This is a genomic window from Kribbella sp. NPDC051620 (assembly GCF_044453825.1).
GTDB lineage: Bacteria > Actinomycetota > Actinomycetes > Propionibacteriales > Kribbellaceae > Kribbella.
The window spans coordinates 470,759-485,128 of the sequence record NZ_JBITDB010000004.1; the positions used below are offsets into that span (position 1 = coordinate 470,759).

General features: G+C 68.9%; 15 protein-coding genes. 7 read left to right on the plus strand and 8 right to left on the minus strand.

Annotated elements, in window-relative coordinates:
- The first annotated feature begins 30 nt into the window (after window positions 1-30).
- Complete coding sequence (locus tag ACIA12_RS21295) at window positions 31-627, plus strand: ParA family protein (protein ID WP_396368755.1); 597 nt, start codon at window positions 31-33, stop codon at window positions 625-627.
- 576 nt (window positions 628-1,203) lie between these two features.
- Here the strand turns inward: ACIA12_RS21295 and ACIA12_RS21300 are convergent.
- The gene (locus ACIA12_RS21300) at window positions 1,204-2,415 is read right to left on the minus strand and encodes an ROK family protein (RefSeq protein ID WP_396368756.1); all 1,212 of its coding nucleotides are present in this window, start codon (window positions 2,413-2,415) and stop codon (window positions 1,204-1,206) included.
- Window positions 2,416-2,576: 161 nt separating this feature from the next.
- Between ACIA12_RS21300 and ACIA12_RS21305 the strand changes: the two genes are divergently transcribed.
- The gene (locus ACIA12_RS21305; RefSeq protein WP_396368757.1) at window positions 2,577-3,428 is read left to right on the plus strand and encodes an SAM-dependent methyltransferase; all 852 of its coding nucleotides are present in this window, start codon (window positions 2,577-2,579) and stop codon (window positions 3,426-3,428) included.
- On the opposite strand, the gene ACIA12_RS21310 is transcribed toward ACIA12_RS21305, so the two are convergent.
- Together ACIA12_RS21310 and ACIA12_RS21315 are read right to left on the minus strand one after the other, a co-directional pair.
- Window positions 3,425-4,336, minus strand: a complete 912-nt coding sequence (locus tag ACIA12_RS21310; RefSeq protein WP_396368758.1) for an oxygenase MpaB family protein — start codon at window positions 4,334-4,336, stop codon at window positions 3,425-3,427. The genes ACIA12_RS21305 and ACIA12_RS21310 overlap by 4 nt on opposite strands.
- A 36-nt stretch (window positions 4,337-4,372) precedes the next feature.
- Entirely contained in the window at window positions 4,373-6,031 is a 1,659-nt protein-coding gene (locus ACIA12_RS21315; RefSeq protein WP_396368759.1) for a PHP domain-containing protein, read from the minus strand.
- A 129-nt stretch (window positions 6,032-6,160) separates the two neighbouring features.
- Here ACIA12_RS21315 and ACIA12_RS21320 point away from each other — a divergent pair, with 129 nt between their 5' ends.
- A complete protein-coding gene (locus ACIA12_RS21320; RefSeq protein ID WP_396368760.1) occupies window positions 6,161-6,505 on the plus strand; it encodes a PadR family transcriptional regulator in 345 nt (114 codons plus the stop codon).
- Window positions 6,502-7,521, plus strand: a complete 1,020-nt coding sequence (locus ACIA12_RS21325; RefSeq protein ID WP_396368761.1) for a hypothetical protein — start codon at window positions 6,502-6,504, stop codon at window positions 7,519-7,521. The genes ACIA12_RS21320 and ACIA12_RS21325 overlap by 4 nt, the downstream gene beginning before the upstream one ends.
- Here ACIA12_RS21325 and ACIA12_RS21330 read toward each other — a convergent pair.
- Together ACIA12_RS21330 and ACIA12_RS21335 are read right to left on the minus strand one after the other, a co-directional pair.
- Complete coding sequence (locus tag ACIA12_RS21330) at window positions 7,485-8,021, minus strand: GNAT family N-acetyltransferase (protein WP_396368762.1); 537 nt, start codon at window positions 8,019-8,021, stop codon at window positions 7,485-7,487. The two genes, ACIA12_RS21325 and ACIA12_RS21330, sit on opposite strands and share 37 nt — an antisense overlap.
- Window positions 8,022-8,029: 8 nt before the next feature.
- Window positions 8,030-9,325: an XRE family transcriptional regulator gene (locus ACIA12_RS21335; RefSeq protein WP_396368763.1), complete on the minus strand. Its 1,296-nt coding sequence runs from the start codon at window positions 9,323-9,325 to the stop codon at window positions 8,030-8,032.
- 230 nt (window positions 9,326-9,555) lie between these two features.
- Between ACIA12_RS21335 and ACIA12_RS21340 the strand changes: the two genes are divergently transcribed.
- Complete coding sequence (locus ACIA12_RS21340) at window positions 9,556-9,732, plus strand: hypothetical protein (protein WP_328331733.1); 177 nt, start codon at window positions 9,556-9,558, stop codon at window positions 9,730-9,732.
- Between the two features lie 364 nt (window positions 9,733-10,096).
- Here ACIA12_RS21340 and ACIA12_RS21345 read toward each other — a convergent pair whose 3' ends face one another.
- Window positions 10,097-10,516, minus strand: a complete 420-nt coding sequence (locus ACIA12_RS21345) for a hypothetical protein (RefSeq protein WP_396368764.1) — start codon at window positions 10,514-10,516, stop codon at window positions 10,097-10,099.
- A gap of 28 nt (window positions 10,517-10,544) precedes the next feature.
- On the opposite strand from ACIA12_RS21345, the gene ACIA12_RS21350 reads away from it, so the two are divergent.
- Window positions 10,545-10,976, plus strand: a complete 432-nt coding sequence (locus ACIA12_RS21350) for a MarR family winged helix-turn-helix transcriptional regulator (RefSeq protein ID WP_396368765.1) — start codon at window positions 10,545-10,547, stop codon at window positions 10,974-10,976.
- Here ACIA12_RS21350 and ACIA12_RS21355 read toward each other — a convergent pair.
- Window positions 10,963-11,979, minus strand: a complete 1,017-nt coding sequence (locus ACIA12_RS21355; RefSeq protein WP_396368766.1) for a GNAT family N-acetyltransferase — start codon at window positions 11,977-11,979, stop codon at window positions 10,963-10,965. The genes ACIA12_RS21350 and ACIA12_RS21355 overlap by 14 nt on opposite strands.
- A 60-nt stretch (window positions 11,980-12,039) precedes the next feature.
- Between ACIA12_RS21355 and ACIA12_RS21360 the strand changes: the two genes are divergently transcribed.
- Complete coding sequence (locus ACIA12_RS21360; protein ID WP_396368767.1) at window positions 12,040-12,915, plus strand: proline dehydrogenase family protein; 876 nt, start codon at window positions 12,040-12,042, stop codon at window positions 12,913-12,915.
- Here ACIA12_RS21360 and ACIA12_RS21365 read toward each other — a convergent pair.
- Window positions 12,912-14,360, minus strand: coding sequence for an MDR family MFS transporter (locus ACIA12_RS21365; RefSeq protein ID WP_396368768.1), 1,449 nt, complete (start codon window positions 14,358-14,360; stop codon window positions 12,912-12,914). The two genes, ACIA12_RS21360 and ACIA12_RS21365, sit on opposite strands and share 4 nt — an antisense overlap.
- Between the last annotated feature and the right edge of the window lie 10 nt (window positions 14,361-14,370).

Sequence of the window (14,370 nt, forward strand, 5' to 3'; positions counted from 1 at the left end):
AATCGGGTGGAAGCAGGTAGCGTCGGTTCCATGATCATCGTGACAGCTGCACTGAAGGGCGGGGTAGGTAAGACAACCACGTCGGTGTACTTGGCCGCGCTGGCATCTTCCAACCGTCGCACAGCCACCCTCATCGACGCCGACCCGCAGGGGAGCGCCGCGGACTGGATCGCCGATTCCGACGACGACCACCTGGCCAGGATCGAGATCGCCGAGGCGCCGACCGAGCGACTCCTGACGAAGGCGCTGGACCGGGTGCCACCGGAAGGCATCGGGGTGGTGGACATGCCACCCTCCCACGAACGCCTCCTCAACAAAGCGCTCGAACGGGCCCGGATGGTCGTCATCCCCACCCGGGTAGGCGGCGTCGAAACACCCCGGGTGAAAGCGGTCCTCGAACTCGTCCCCAAAGAAGTCCCCGTCGGCCTGGTGATCTGTTCAGCTCGCACGTACACGCGGAGCTACCAAGAAGCCATGCAGCAGTACGCCGAAGAAAACATCCCCGTCTGGGGCACCATCCCCGAACGAGTCTCCATCACCGCCGGCCCCACCGGCCCCCTGGCCGAAGACGGCCTCGAGTCCTACCGAAAAGTCTGGCGAAAAATCCTAGCCGCCGCCCGCAGCTAGCCGACCCCGCGCCCGCCCTCCGCCCCACCAACGGAGGGCGCCCCCGCACGCCCGCTCCCGGCTCGTGGCGCTACGCGCCACCTCGCAGCCAGACCACTGCGGACCCATCCGGTGCCCCACCCACTCCAGTGCTCGTGGCGCTGGGCGCCACCTCGCGCGCCGAACCAGGCCCACCTCGCCCACCGCGTTCCCGCCCGGCTCGTGGCGCTGGGCGCCACCTCGCCCTGGATAACGGCGGAGGCGACAGCTCCTGCTCCCACAACCACCTGGCCGCCCGGGCTCGTGACGCTTCGCGTCACCTCGCAGGAGACAAGCGCGAAAGCGCCTGGTCCGCTCCGGGCCCCGCCGACTCCGGGCGGACCTGGAGTTGCTGGGGTAGCGCCGTCGGGTCCGCACGGCTTGAAGCTGGCGAGGTGACAACTCCGGGTTTTCGGCTGGCCTTGGCTAGAGCTCGAGGGATCGGCGGGCGGGGAGGGAAACAGCCCCCCCGCGGGGTAAAAGCCGCCCCGGTCGACGCCGAGAAGCTCCCAAGACGGTCCTCGGAGGCAGTGGCGGGGGCGGGCTAGGTCGAAGAGGTCAGCGGTTGAGGGGTGGTTCGCCTCGGACGTAGGAGCGGATGACGGTGGCGGCGGCGCCTCGGGCCCAGTCGTCGAAGGTGTGGGAGCGGAGCATCAGGCGGCAGTCGCCGGCGGCGCCGAAGGCGTGTTCGGCGAAGGCCTGGCGCATGCGCTGGTCGTAGAGGTCGTAGTCGGCGACTCCTTCGCCGGCGATGACGACCAGTTCGGGGCCGACCAGGTTGACCATCGCGGCCAGGGCCGAGCCGATGACCTCGCCGGCCCGGTCGAAGGCTTCGCGGGCATGTGCGTCGCCGTTGTGGGCCAGCTCGATCGCCCCGGACAGATCCAGCTCCGGCTGACCAGTGGTCTCCCGTACCCGGGCCAGAATCGCGTCCGACGATGCGACCGTCTCCACACAACCCCGTCGTCCACAGGTACAGACAAGATCCCCAGGCGCCAACGGCAGATGCCCGAGCTCACCCGATACCCCATGCGCCCCAGACACCACCTCCCCGTTGATGTACAGCCCGCATCCCACCCCAGACCCGATCGTCACCACCGCGAACGAATCCGCGTCGACCCCGACCCCGAACCAGTGCTCCGCCACCGTCAGCGCCCGCACATCGTTCGACACCACGACCGGCACCTTCACCTGCTCGGACAGCAGCGAGGCAAGCGGCACATCCCGCCACCCCATGAACGGCGAGTCCCGCACCACCCCGTGCAGCGCGTCAACGTCGCCGGAGACCGCGACCCCGATCCCGATCAGCGGTCCGGCCGGATCAGCAGGATCGTCGAGCGTCTCGATCAGCTCCTTGGCCAGCTCGGCCAGCCGCTTGATCACCGACTCCGCCGACGTGTCGGTCACCTGCTGGTGCCGTACCGCCCGAATCCCGGCCCGGAAGTCCGTCGTCACGCCGATCAGGTCCGTCGGCGTCACCTTCAGCCCGATCACCGAGATGCTGTCCGGTACCACCGTCAGCGGACTCACCGGCCGCCCGATCCCCAGCTCGACCCGGCCCACGTCGTCGACCGGCACGGCGACCGGCTGGTCGGTCACGAAACCCGCCTCGATCAGCGGCGCGACGGCCTTGGTGACGGCGGCTTGGGAGAGTCCGGTACGCCGGGCGATTTCGACCCGCGGGATCGGTCCCTGGGTCAGAATCCTGGTCAGCACCTCGACCCCCGCCGGAGTAGCGAGAGGCAGCGGGCGGTTCGGGCGCAACGGCACAGGACCAAACTACCGGCGCCGGGCTCCTTTCATCGCTCCGGGCGCACCTCTCACCGCAAAACAGTGCAAAGACTGCTTCGCCGCCCGGGTGGTCACCGCCGCGCCGGCTTAGCCTCGGACGAGGGGAAAGCTACCGGGGGCAAGCGAAACGAGGTTGGTGAATGCCGCACCCGGCGAGCCAGGATCCCGTCGTGGCCCCCGGTGTCGACCCCTCCAGGCCGAGTGTCGCGCGCGTGTACGACGCGTTCCTGGGCGGCAAGGACAACTACGAGTCCGACCGCGCCGTCGTCCGGCAGATCCTCGAGATCGCGCCCGAACTGCCCGACTGGACCCGTGAGAACCGCCGCTGGCTCGGCCGCGTCGTCGAGTGGCTGACCCGCGAGGCCCGGCTGACCCAGTTCCTCGACCTCGGCTCCGGCCTGCCGACCGCGCAGAACACCCATCAGCTCGCCCAGCAGGTCAACCCGGCCGCCAAGGTCGTGTACGTCGACAACGACCCGGCCGTGATCGCCCACGGCCGTGCCCTGCTCGTCGACAACGACAACACCTTCTTCGTACCCGCCGACTTCACCGAGCCCGAGAAGCTGCTCGCCGACCCGATCGTGGTGGACAACCTCGATCTCGGCCGCCCGGTCGGGCTGATCCAGGCGCTCGTCCTGCATCACCTGGAGGACTACGAGCAGACCCGCGAACTCGTCCGCACGTACGTCGACGCGCTGCCGTCCGGCTCGTTCCTCGCGATCAGCCATGCCTGCAACCCGCGCGACGGCAGCGAGGCGGCGCGGTTGTCGACGGAACTGGAGGCCAAATTCCACGAGAGGTTCCCGTCCCTGCGCTTCCGCACTCCGGCCGAGATCACCCCGTTCTTCGACGGCCTGGAGATCCTCGACCCGGGCGTCGTCCGCCTCTACGACTGGTGGCCGCCCGGCGTCGTCCTCGAGGAGAGCCCGGCCGCCGGCCTCCGCGCGGGCGCCGGCCAGATCCTGTACTGCGGCCTGGCGCGCAAGCCCTAATCCGGCAAGGGCGACTTGTCGACTTTCATCCCCGCCTCGAGTGTCGGCGACGCCAGCGCCCACCGAATCGTCCGGGTCAGCCCCTCACCAGCAGCCCGCACCACGGTGCCCTCAGCCAGCGGCAGGTAGGGCAACCGCAACGGCCACCGAGTCCACCGAGGCAACAGCCCGACCGCCGCAGTAGTCAGTACTGCGTACGCAGGCCGCGCGGCGAGCGGTACCGGCGGGTGCACCAGGATGAAGCGAGCAGCCTGCCGCGCCTCCGTAGTACCGCGTAGCTCTGGCCGGTACTCCGCCAGCATCTGCCGCAACTCCACCTGAGTGGTCGGCGGCTCCAGCACACCCAGTGCTTGAGCAACCCGAGCAGTGTCCTGCACGTACGCGTCCGTCTCGGCACTGTCGAGCGGCGCAGCGCCGTACTGCTGATGCGCAGCCAGGAAGCTGTCCACCTCGGCCAGGTGCACCCACTTGAGCAGATGCGGGTCAGAGGCCCGGTACTTCACCCCATCAGGGCTGGTCCCGCGCACCCGCTCGTGCACCGCGCGTACCCGCGCCACAGCCTCCTCCGCATCAGCACTAGCGCCGTACGTCGTGATGGCCAGGAAGTAGCTGGTCCGCTGCAGCCGTCCCCACGGGTCGCCGCGATAGCCCGAGTGAGCCGACACCGCCGCCATGGCCAGCGGATGCAGCGACTGCAGCAGCAACGCCCGCAACCCACCCGCGAACATCGACGCGTCCCCGTGCACTCGCCGGATCGGCCGATCCGGCGCGAACCACCGAGGACCTGGGGTGTCGTGCACCCGGGCCCGCTCAGCCAGCGGATCCGGCCCGGCCACCTTCGTCAGGATCATCCGGGCAAGGCCGTCCCTCAACGGGTTGAACAGGCTCTCTTGTGTCGTGGCGGACATACCCCCAGTCTGCCCACCACTCCAAGCCCCCGACCATCAGTGCGAGACGTCGACGAACACAGGGTTCGTGTACAGCCAGGTGTCGAGCCACGGGTCGCCGTCGCCGTTCGGGTGCTGGATCGGCCCCGCCGGGTCGATCTGGCGGCCCAAGTAGCCAGGACCGTTCCGCCTGCCGTCACTGCCCCGCAGGCGGACGTAGTGCGACCGCTCTGCCCGGCCGAGCGGGATGCGCAGCGTGTACGTGCCGGTCTTCCGGTGTACGTCGATCTGCTCGACCACTCGCGTATCCGGAGCCCGCCAGCTGTCCTTGTCAGGCGCAGTACCGGTCACTACTCCCCGGATGACGTCCAGGTGAGCCAGTTGCGGCAGCAGACCGTGGAAGTTCGGCCGGGTCGCAGTGGTCACCGTGACCCGCAACTCCAACCACTCACTCCGGCGTACCTTCAACCGCCCGCCCAGGGTGACCCCGCGATGAGACGAGCCGGCCGGAGCCACCCGTACGTCGATCCCGTCGACCAACTGTCCGTGATCCACCCAGACCCGGCCAGCCCGCAGTCCGGCCATCACGTCCAGGTATCCGTACTTCGTCACGCCCACATGCGTCCGGCTGAACTGACCCGGCCAGAAGTCGCTACCGGCCTGCGGAGTACCCGTATCGGTCGGGGACGGCTTCCACCCGAGCGAGTCGAAGTTCTGACCGGGCGGGAACACGCCATCCGTCCAGGTGTCCCAGATGGTCCGGTGGTTGTCGCTGTTCGAGGTGATCGAGAACAGCTTGCCCTCGGCGAGCAGGGCGTCCCACAGCCCGCCCACTGTCGCCGTCGCCCAGTCGAAGCCGCCGTAGGTCCGGTAGGCGTCGTTCGGGTACCCGGGGAAGCTGGCGGCGCTCGGGCTGTTCACGTACTCGCCGCGCTGCGAGTTGGTCGTCCCGCGATACGCGACCCAGGCCGGATCGGCGTCGCCCTGCGAACCGGGCGCCCCCTCCATCCCGATCATCATGCCGCTGTCCCGCCACGCCCTGAGCTCGTGCGGCGAGTCGATGCCAAGCCGCAGCGGGTGGTTGGCCAGTACGAGCACGTCATCGACGAACCCGCTCTCCTTCTGCGCGGCCAGCCACCGCAGCGCCTTGACCGCATGCGCCTCGTTCTCGGGGGTGTCGCCGGAGCGGTTGGTCAGCTTGCCGTCGTACTCGCGCTCGAACTGCTGCAGCAGCGCAACGTTGTTCGGCCCCGGCGCGACCAGCAGGGTGCCATGCTCGGCGGCGGGGATGTACCACTCGAGGCCCTGGAAGATCAGCATCCGCGGGTTCTCCGCCCGCGCCTTCAGCACCTCGGCGTTCTCCGCGGCCGCGCCCTTGTCCGCGTGCCCGAAGTTGCTGTGCTCGGTGAACGCCATCCAGTCCAGCCCGAACTGCGCCCCACGCTGCGCGTGCTGGGTGAAGTCGTACTTCGCGTCGTGGCTGTACCGGCTGTGGACGTGATGGTCCCCCACCAGATACACCAGCTCCGGATCCCCGGACGACGTACTGGCCGCCGCCTCGCCGGCTCCCGCGACCCCACTGATCCCGGCCGCGGCGAACCCCGCACCCAGGAGCCCGGCGCCCCGGATCAACCCACGGCGCGACACCCCCTGCGGATCGAGCGCCTCTTCGGGAACGTCGGGATCGGCCCACTCGGGGACTTGCTGCTCGGTCATGGCGGAACCTTTCTTGTGCTGACAAGCCACTGTCAAGGCCCGCGATGACGCGAACCTGTGCACCGGATGAACTGTCGTCCGACGTACCGATGATTGTCATATACCGATGAACTGACTATGGTGATCCGCATGCCTTCCACCGAGATGCGCGAGCCGACGTTCCTCGTCCTGGCCGCGCTGGCCGACGGCCGCAAACACGGCTATGCCGTGATCACCGAGGTGACCGGCCTGTCCAGCGGCCGCGTCACCCTCCGCCCAGGCACCCTGTACGCCGCCCTCGACCGCCTCTCTGCGGAGGGCCTGGTCCGCCCGGCCGGCGAGGAGGTCGTCGACGGCCGCCTCCGCCGGTACTACGAACTCACCGACTCCGGCGCCGAGGCGCTGGCCACCGAGGCGGCCCGCCTGCGCTCCAATGCCGACCAGGCCGTCAGCAGGCTCCGGCTCCGTCCCGCGGCCGGGGGTGGTGCCGCATGAGCGCCCTCAACCGTGCAGTGCTCAAGTGCTACCCGCGCTGGTGGCGTGAACAGCATGGCGAAGAGGCACTCGGTCTGCTGCTCGACTCCGCCGAGGCCCGCGGTCGTACCGATCTCAGAGACCTGCTCAACCTGGCGGCTCATGCTGCCCGCGTCCGTCTGACTCAATCTGGTCCGCCAACCCTGGTCCAGGGGATCCGCAATCGCGTGTCGCTGATCGCGGTGACCTTGCTCGCCGCGATCAGCAGCACCTTCCTGATCTTCGGCGAGTGGGCACCCTGGGACCCACAGACCGGTATGACCAACTCGCCGGTCGCCAACGTGACCACCGGATCTGTCTGCTTCCTCGCCGGCCTGCTCGCCGCGATCGCAATGCTCTTCGACCGCGCCACCACTGCGCGCTGGCTGGCGGCAGCCACGGCGATGACTGCGCTGGCGATCATGTGGCCGCCGATCCAGCAGTTGGCTGAATCCCACGGCTTCACCCGCCCACCAGGCGCAATCCTGCTCTTCACCGCCGCAATAGCAACCCTCGCCACCGCCGGCACCTCAACACCCCATACCTCGCGAGCAGTTCGCGGTTCGCGTGGCTGGTTCGCTCTGCTGGCGGCTTGTCCGTCTATCGGCGCAGTGCTGGTGACGGCTCTGTCGATCCAGCCCGAGCCGTGGTTCTTCTACCGCCTGCCCGACCAGGAGTCGCTGCGGGTCGGCCTCGGAATCCTGCTGGGCACAGCCCTGATCGTTCTCGCCGTCGTCCTGCTATTCGCCGGTCACCGCGCCTGGGGAGCGGCGCTCGCCATCAACTCGGTGCCCTGGCTGCTGCTGTTCTACTTCAATGCAGCGCTGAGCGGTGCCTGGACGGCCGACGGCCCGCTGGGCGTGGTCGGCACGATGCCGCTCGGCGGTCTCGGCGTGCTGCTGGCCGTGATGCTGTCAGCTCTGGTGGCCGGCCTGATCGCGGTCCGGATCAACCGCCGGCCTCAGCCGGCCGGGAACTCGGTGGCCAGTAGCGAGTAGAGCAGCGAGTCGCGCCAGTCGCCGTTGGTGAAGACGTGGTGGCGGATCCGGCCCTCGTAGCTGAAGCCGAGGCGCTTGACCACCGCGACCGAGGCCACGTTGTCCGGGCCGATCGCGGCGCTGACGCGATGCAGTTCGAGCGGCCCGAAGGCGAACTTCAGCATCGTCCGGGCCGCCTCGGTGGCGTAGCCGTGACCCCAGTGGTCCGCGGCGATCGCGTAGCCGAGGTGCGCTGCCTGCACTCCGGTCGGCCCGAGCCGGGCGAAGCCGATCATCCTGTCGTCGTCGAGGCGGGTGACGGCGAGCAGGTAGTCGGGCCGTTCGGGCTGCTGGGACCGCTCGACGATCGCGGTCAGCGTGGTGGCTGCCGCCTCGCGGTCCCGGCTGTCGAACGACAGCCAGTTGGTCACCCGATCGTCACCGACGATGGCCAGATAAGCATCCAGATCGTCAGGCTGGAACTCGCGCAGCCTGACGCCATCGCCGGTGAGCGGATCCATCCCGCCTGCTACCGCGGGAAGGTCTGCATCGGCGTCCGGGTGAACAGCTCGATCTCTTCCTGCAGCTCGCGCGCGTCGTCGCCGTGTCCGGACTGCCGCAGGGCCTGGTGCACCCGGCGGGCCGAGTGCACGACACCGTTGATCCGGCGCTCGGCGGGCAGACCCAGGACCGGTGCGAGCGCGTCGGCGGCGCCCTCCAGCTCACCGCTCGCGATCCGGGTGATGGCCATGGCGGCGTGGCTGCCGGCGGCGTCGCCGAAGGCCCACTCGGGGTGCGATTGGTCGGTGTAGGCGTCCACTGCCTGCCGGGAGTACTGCTCGGCGGTCTCCCGCTCGCCCGGAAGCCAGGCGAGGGCGTCGGCCGCGTAGTACAGCTGGCGGTTGCGGCCGAACGTGCACAGGCCGCCCATCTCGTCCAGCTCGTCGGCCTGGACCGTGCCCCACGCGTTCTCCGCGCGGACCAGGGCGGCCCGAGCGGCATCCGCGTTGCCGAGCGCAGCCCACGCGCGGGCCTCGCTGACCGGGAGCCAGACACCCGTGGTGCTGTTGGCCTGCTCGGCATACCCGGCGCCGAGCTGGGCATACCGGACCGAGTCGTGCGGGTTGCCGGCCCAGTAGGAGACCAGCGACTGCAGCCCACGGACCCAGGCGCGCAGCCCGTGGTGGTCGGCGTTGTCGGCGCACAGGAAGGCCGTCCTGGCCTGGGTCAATGCGGCGTGCGGGTTGCCGAGGTCGTGTGACGCCTTGGCGAGCAGACCACCGGTGACGCCACCGAGGAAGTACAGCTGCCGCAGGTGTTCAGGACGCTGCCGGCTCTCCAGCAGCGCGAAGACCAGGTCCTGCGTCTCGACCAGCTGGCCGAGGATTTCCGGCAGCGGGCGCTGCGGGTAGGCCTTCGCGACGTGTTTCACGTCGTCGTACACCTGTTCCATGGCCTCGCTTCCGAGACCGGTCTGGGCCGCGAGGGCGAAAGCCCGCGCACGGCTGGCAGCCATGTCGAGTACCTCCATCTCATTACCTGTCGTGATCCGTCCACCTGCCGCAGGCGCCGGCGCCACCTGGGCGGCCTGCTCGGGGACGTACGGGGCGAGGAGCTCCTCGACCGGCTTGCCGAACATGCGTTGCAGGGTGCGCCGGGTCTGTGGAGTGGTCCCTGCTCGCTCGCCCGATGCGAGGCGCCGCAGGTGCCGCTCGGTGATGGTTCCACCCAGCTCGACGAACTCGGCGACGATCTCGGAGTAGGTCTGGTTCCGGCGCTGGATCAGGTGCGCCAGGACCGTCTTTGGCGTATACCTACCCGCCATCGTTCCTCCCGTTCACGTCAGATAAGACGTTGTCTCGACTCATGCCCCACTACAAGGTGCAGTCACCCAGATGTCCGCCAGAGGTCCGGGAGAGGTCCGGCAAAGGTCCTCTCCAGGTCCTAGAGCGGTCACGGTCGGTCTGTGCACCATTACTGCCATGACAACCAGTAAGTCCAACTGGTTGCAAGGGCTGAGAGTTACGGGGTGAGCAAGCAGTGACTGTTGCGGAAATGACGTCGAGGCAGCACCGGCGCCGAGTGCGGGTCTGGTTCGGTGAGCACGTGATCGCCCAGTACGTGGCCGAAGCGCCGCTGGCAGCGCGCTACGAGCAGGCGATGCGGCGCCGTTTCGCCGGTCTCAAGGTCACCAACGACCTGCTCGGCCCGCAGCAAGAAGCGGACGTTTAACACCTGAAAACTTCCGGGTCCTCCTCAGACCCGGAGCTGCTCCTGGGGTCTCCTCACGTCCAGGGTCAGCGATCGAAGGTCCGGGGCACTCCTCAGCTCCGGACAAAACCAAAGGTGCGGTCCGGGGCATCCTCAGCTCCGGACCGCACCGCCCACCGGCCCGGCTGGGTCGGCGGCTGAGTCCCTGTATCGCCGCCGCCCAGCCGTTCCAACCACCTCCTGGCCGACACCTCGGGCCGGGCGGGGCAGTGTCCGTCGCCGGAGCCCCGAGCTCCGGCGGAGGGCACGTGTGGCTCCTGACACCTCACCAGGAGCCACACTCCGAGGTGGCCGGATCCGCTGTGTGACCGCCGCGCCTGGGCGGTCACGCAGCGGACCCATTTGCGGGCCGGTAGCCGAGATTCACCGCCATCCGGCGCAGCACGTCGAGCGTCTGCAGGTACTCCGCGTCCACGATCCCGTTGGTGATCCGCCGCCGCTGCGCCTGCACCTTCTCGGCCAGTGCCGCGTACGCCGCCTCGCCGGCCGGCGTCAGTCCGTCGTCGTCGAGCCACCCCCGGGCGGTCAGCGGTGCTGTCAACGATGCCAGCTCGGCCGGATCGCCGGACAGGAACGGCTTGATCGCGACCGCGACCGGCGCGTCGCCCTGCACGGCGTTGAGGAGCTGCCACTGGCGACGGTTCAGCCCGTCCGCCGCGAGGACCTGCTCGAAGGACTGTTCGAGCAGCCGGTCCACTTCCTTCAGCCACCATCCGATAGGCTTGTTGTCATCTGGCATATGCATGTCAATGAGCATATATCTTGGAGGGCTTATGGTCGACCCCGTTGCCGAGGTCGAGGCCGCGATGGTGGCGATCCGCCGCCGCCAGACGAAGCGGATGTTCGCGCGCGCGGCCGGGGTCGCGGACGACTCGGGTCAGCAGGTGATCGACGCGATCGAGACGGCCGGCCCCGAGCCCTTGGGCGTGAACGGCATCGCCGAGGCCCTGGGCGTCGACCAGCCCCGTGCCAGCAAGCTCGTCGCCGCCGCGGTCTCGGCAGGCCTGGTACGCCGGGAAGCCGATCAACTGGACGGTCGACGAACCAACCTGGTTCTCACCCCCGCCGGCCACGACCGCCTCGCCGCCGTCCACGCCTTCCGCCGAACCCGCTTCGCCGAGGCAATGACCGACTGGCCGGAAACCGACAAACAAGCCTTCGCCACCCTCCTAACCCGCTTCGTCGCAGGCCTCAACCGGACGTAGCGACGTACACAGCGAACGGTGCATCCGGATGGACACCCTCCCGGCCCTCGACCAGACCATCGGTCCGGATCTCCCCCGCGTACTTCATCCCCAGCCGCTCCATCACCGCGCGCGACGCGGTGTTGATCCGTTCAGTGAATGCAATCACCGAGTGAGCGCCCAACCCACCGAAGGCGAAATCGAGTGCGGCCTGGCCGAGCTCGGTGGCGAATCCCTGACCACGAGCTGAGCTCAGCAACGCCCAGCCAAGCTCCAAACGATTACTTGTCCACAGACCACCGTCATCGAGCAGGGCTGCGATCTTTGCGGTGACTTCTGCGTCTTGGCTCATTCGTTCCAGGCCGCCGCGGCCGACCAGAGCGCCGGTCGAGCGGTCGTAGGCCATCCACTTGCTGACGCCGTTGCTCTCCCAGCGCGACTGGAACCCGGCGGCCCGGCGTACCGACTCCTCCGTGGACCACCTCTCGTCGTACCACTCCGCCACCCACGGATCCGCGTGCAGCCGCTCCAGGTCCGCCGCATGTCCGGGTAGGACCTCACCCGGACCGGTGATCGGTACCAGCATCAACCGATCAGTGAGCTGCGTCCGTACGGCGTACGCGACGATGTCCCGCAGCCGCCGATCCCCATCGGTCCGATTGACCATCAACAACTCCAGGTCGTCCGGCCCGACCCAGGCACTGGCGTCGTGCTTCCCCTCCTCCAGCCGAGGCCGCGCTAGGTCCCCGTCCACCTCGACGAGGTAGTCGATCTCCCGCCGTACCCGACCCTCGTACTCCCACTCCCAGTCGGTGACGGCCGCCACCACCTCCCGCACCCGCCACCCCGTCTCCTCCTCAACCTCCCGAGCCAGCGCCTCCTCCGGCGACTCCCCGTTCTCGAGATGCCCGCCCACCACGTCCCAGATCCCCGGCAACAGCCGCCGCTCCGCAGTACGCCGCTGCACGTACACGCGCCCATGCTCATCCCGGATCAGCGCCCCAACACAATCCACAGCCCGCATAACCAGCACGCTAACGGCACCCCAGGGCTAGGACCCGGGTGCGCTGGCAGACTGACATGCATGCGCGCGGACCGGGCGATTCTGTTCAAGCTGGCGACCAACGAACGACTGGAGCAATTGGTGAAGGGCATCCCCGGCGGGGAGGAGAACGCCTGGCGGGCAGCCTCCCGGTATGTCGCCGGCCGGACCCGCGACGAAGCACTGCAAGTGACGGAGGCCCAGCTCGCCAAGGGCCACGGCATCAGCGTCGACCTGTTCGGTGAAATGTCCACCGACCCGGCAGACGCCGCGCGAGTGGTCGACGAGTACCTAGAGCTGGCCAAGCTCCTCCCCGAACCACCCGCCGACGTCTGGCTCTCGCTGGACCTCTCGCACCTAGCGCTGGACGTCGACCCCACCGGCGCCGCCGACCACGTCGCCACGATCGCCGAAGCCCTCCCACCCGGCCGCCTGCTCCAACTAGGCGCCGAGGACACCGCCCGCACCGACGCCATCCTCCACTGCGTCCTGGACGTAGCCGGTCGCGGTCTAGCGGACCGTATCGGCGCCACCGTCCAGGCCAACCTGCAGCGAAGCCCCGACGACATCGACGCGCTCACGAAGGCCGGAGTACAGATCCGCCTGGTCAAAGGCGCCTACGTCGAACCCACAGGCGCCTACCCCTACGGCGAGCAGACAGACATCGCGTACCTCCGCCTAGCTCACCAGTTGGCAGCCAGCGAAGCCCGCTGGTCCCTGGCCACGCACGACGCCCGCCTACGCGAGGCAGTGCTGCTCTCACTCGGCACAGTCCCCGTTGAGCAACTACTAGGAATCCGCCCCGACGTCCTCGACGACCTGCGCACCCGCAACATCCCCACCCGCGTCTACATCCCCTACGGCCCATCCTGGTTCCGCTACTGGCTCCGCCGCCTCGCAGAATCCCGCGGAGCTTAACTCCGGGGCATCTCGGTGACGCGGTTGGGCATGAAGAGGACTGCGACGACGAGGAGTACTGCGGCCGCGGCGGCGCCGTAGTACACGTCGTGGATGGCGGGGGCGAGGACCGAGGCGGGTAGCTTTTCAAGGTCGTCGTGGTTGTCGCCGAGCCGGCTGGCGACCATCGCGTTGGCGACCGCGCCGAAGATGGCGACGCCGACCGCGCTGCCGACCGAGCGGGCGAACATGTTGGCGCCGGTCACCACGCCGCGGCTGGTCCAGACGACCGACGACTGCGCGGCGACCACGCCGGGCGAGGCGGAGAAGCCGAGGCCGATACCGATCACGAAGCAGGCGAAGGCGAGGTAGACGACCGAGCTCGTCGGCTTGACCGTGAGCAGCAGGGCCGAGCCGATCACGACGAAGACCGAGCCGATCGACATCGTCCACCGGAAGCCGATCCGCAGGTAGATCCGGCCCGCGAGCGACGCCGCGATCGGCCAGCCCAGCGTCATCGCCGCGAGCGCGAAGCCGGCCACCAGCGCCGACGTCCCGAGCACGCCCTGCGCATACAGCGGCACGTAGGTCGACAGGCCGATCATCAGTACGCCGACCAGCAGCGCGGACGAGTTGGCGGAGTTCAGTACGCGGTGGCTGAGCACCCACAACGGCAGGACCGGCTCGGCCGCGCGGCGCTCGACGAAGGCGAAGGCCACCAGCAGTACGCCGGAGACGGCCAGGATCGCGATGCTGGTGACCGAATCCCAGGACCACATCACCCCGCCCTCGAGCAGACCGAGCAGGAGGAGCGAGCCGCCGACCGCGAGCAGGATGGTGCCCGCGTAGTCGATCTGGTGGCGGGTGGTCGCGACGACGTTCTCCTTGAACCGGCGGTACAGCACGATGCCGGCCGCGAGCCCGAGTGGAACGTTGACGAAGAAGATCCAGCGCCAGGAGATGTAGTCGGAGAAGACGCCGCCGAGGGTCGGGCCGACGAACGAGGCGACGCCCCAGACGCTGGCGATGTAACCCTGGACCTTGGCCCGCTCGGCGACCGAGTAGATGTCGCCGACGATCGTCATCGCGATCGGCTGGATCGCGCCGGCGCCGAGCCCCTGGATCAGCCGGAACGCGATCAGCGCCGGCATGCTCCAGGCGAATCCGCAGAGCACCGACCCGAGTACGAAGAGCACGACACCGAAGAGCATCAGCGGCTTGCGGCCGCGCTGATCGGCGAGCTTGCCGTAGATCGGTACCGAGACCGCCTGGGCCAGCAGATAAATGGAGAACAGCCAAGGGAACTGGGTGAAGCCGCCAAGATCCTCGACCACCGACGGGACCGCCGTCGCCAGGATGGTCGCGTCGATCGCCACCAGCCCGACACTCAGCATCACCGCGAGCAGGATCGGTCCCCGCTCCGACCGCAGCCCCACACTCGCCCGGTCGATCCGTTCAGTAGTCATAACAGGTACA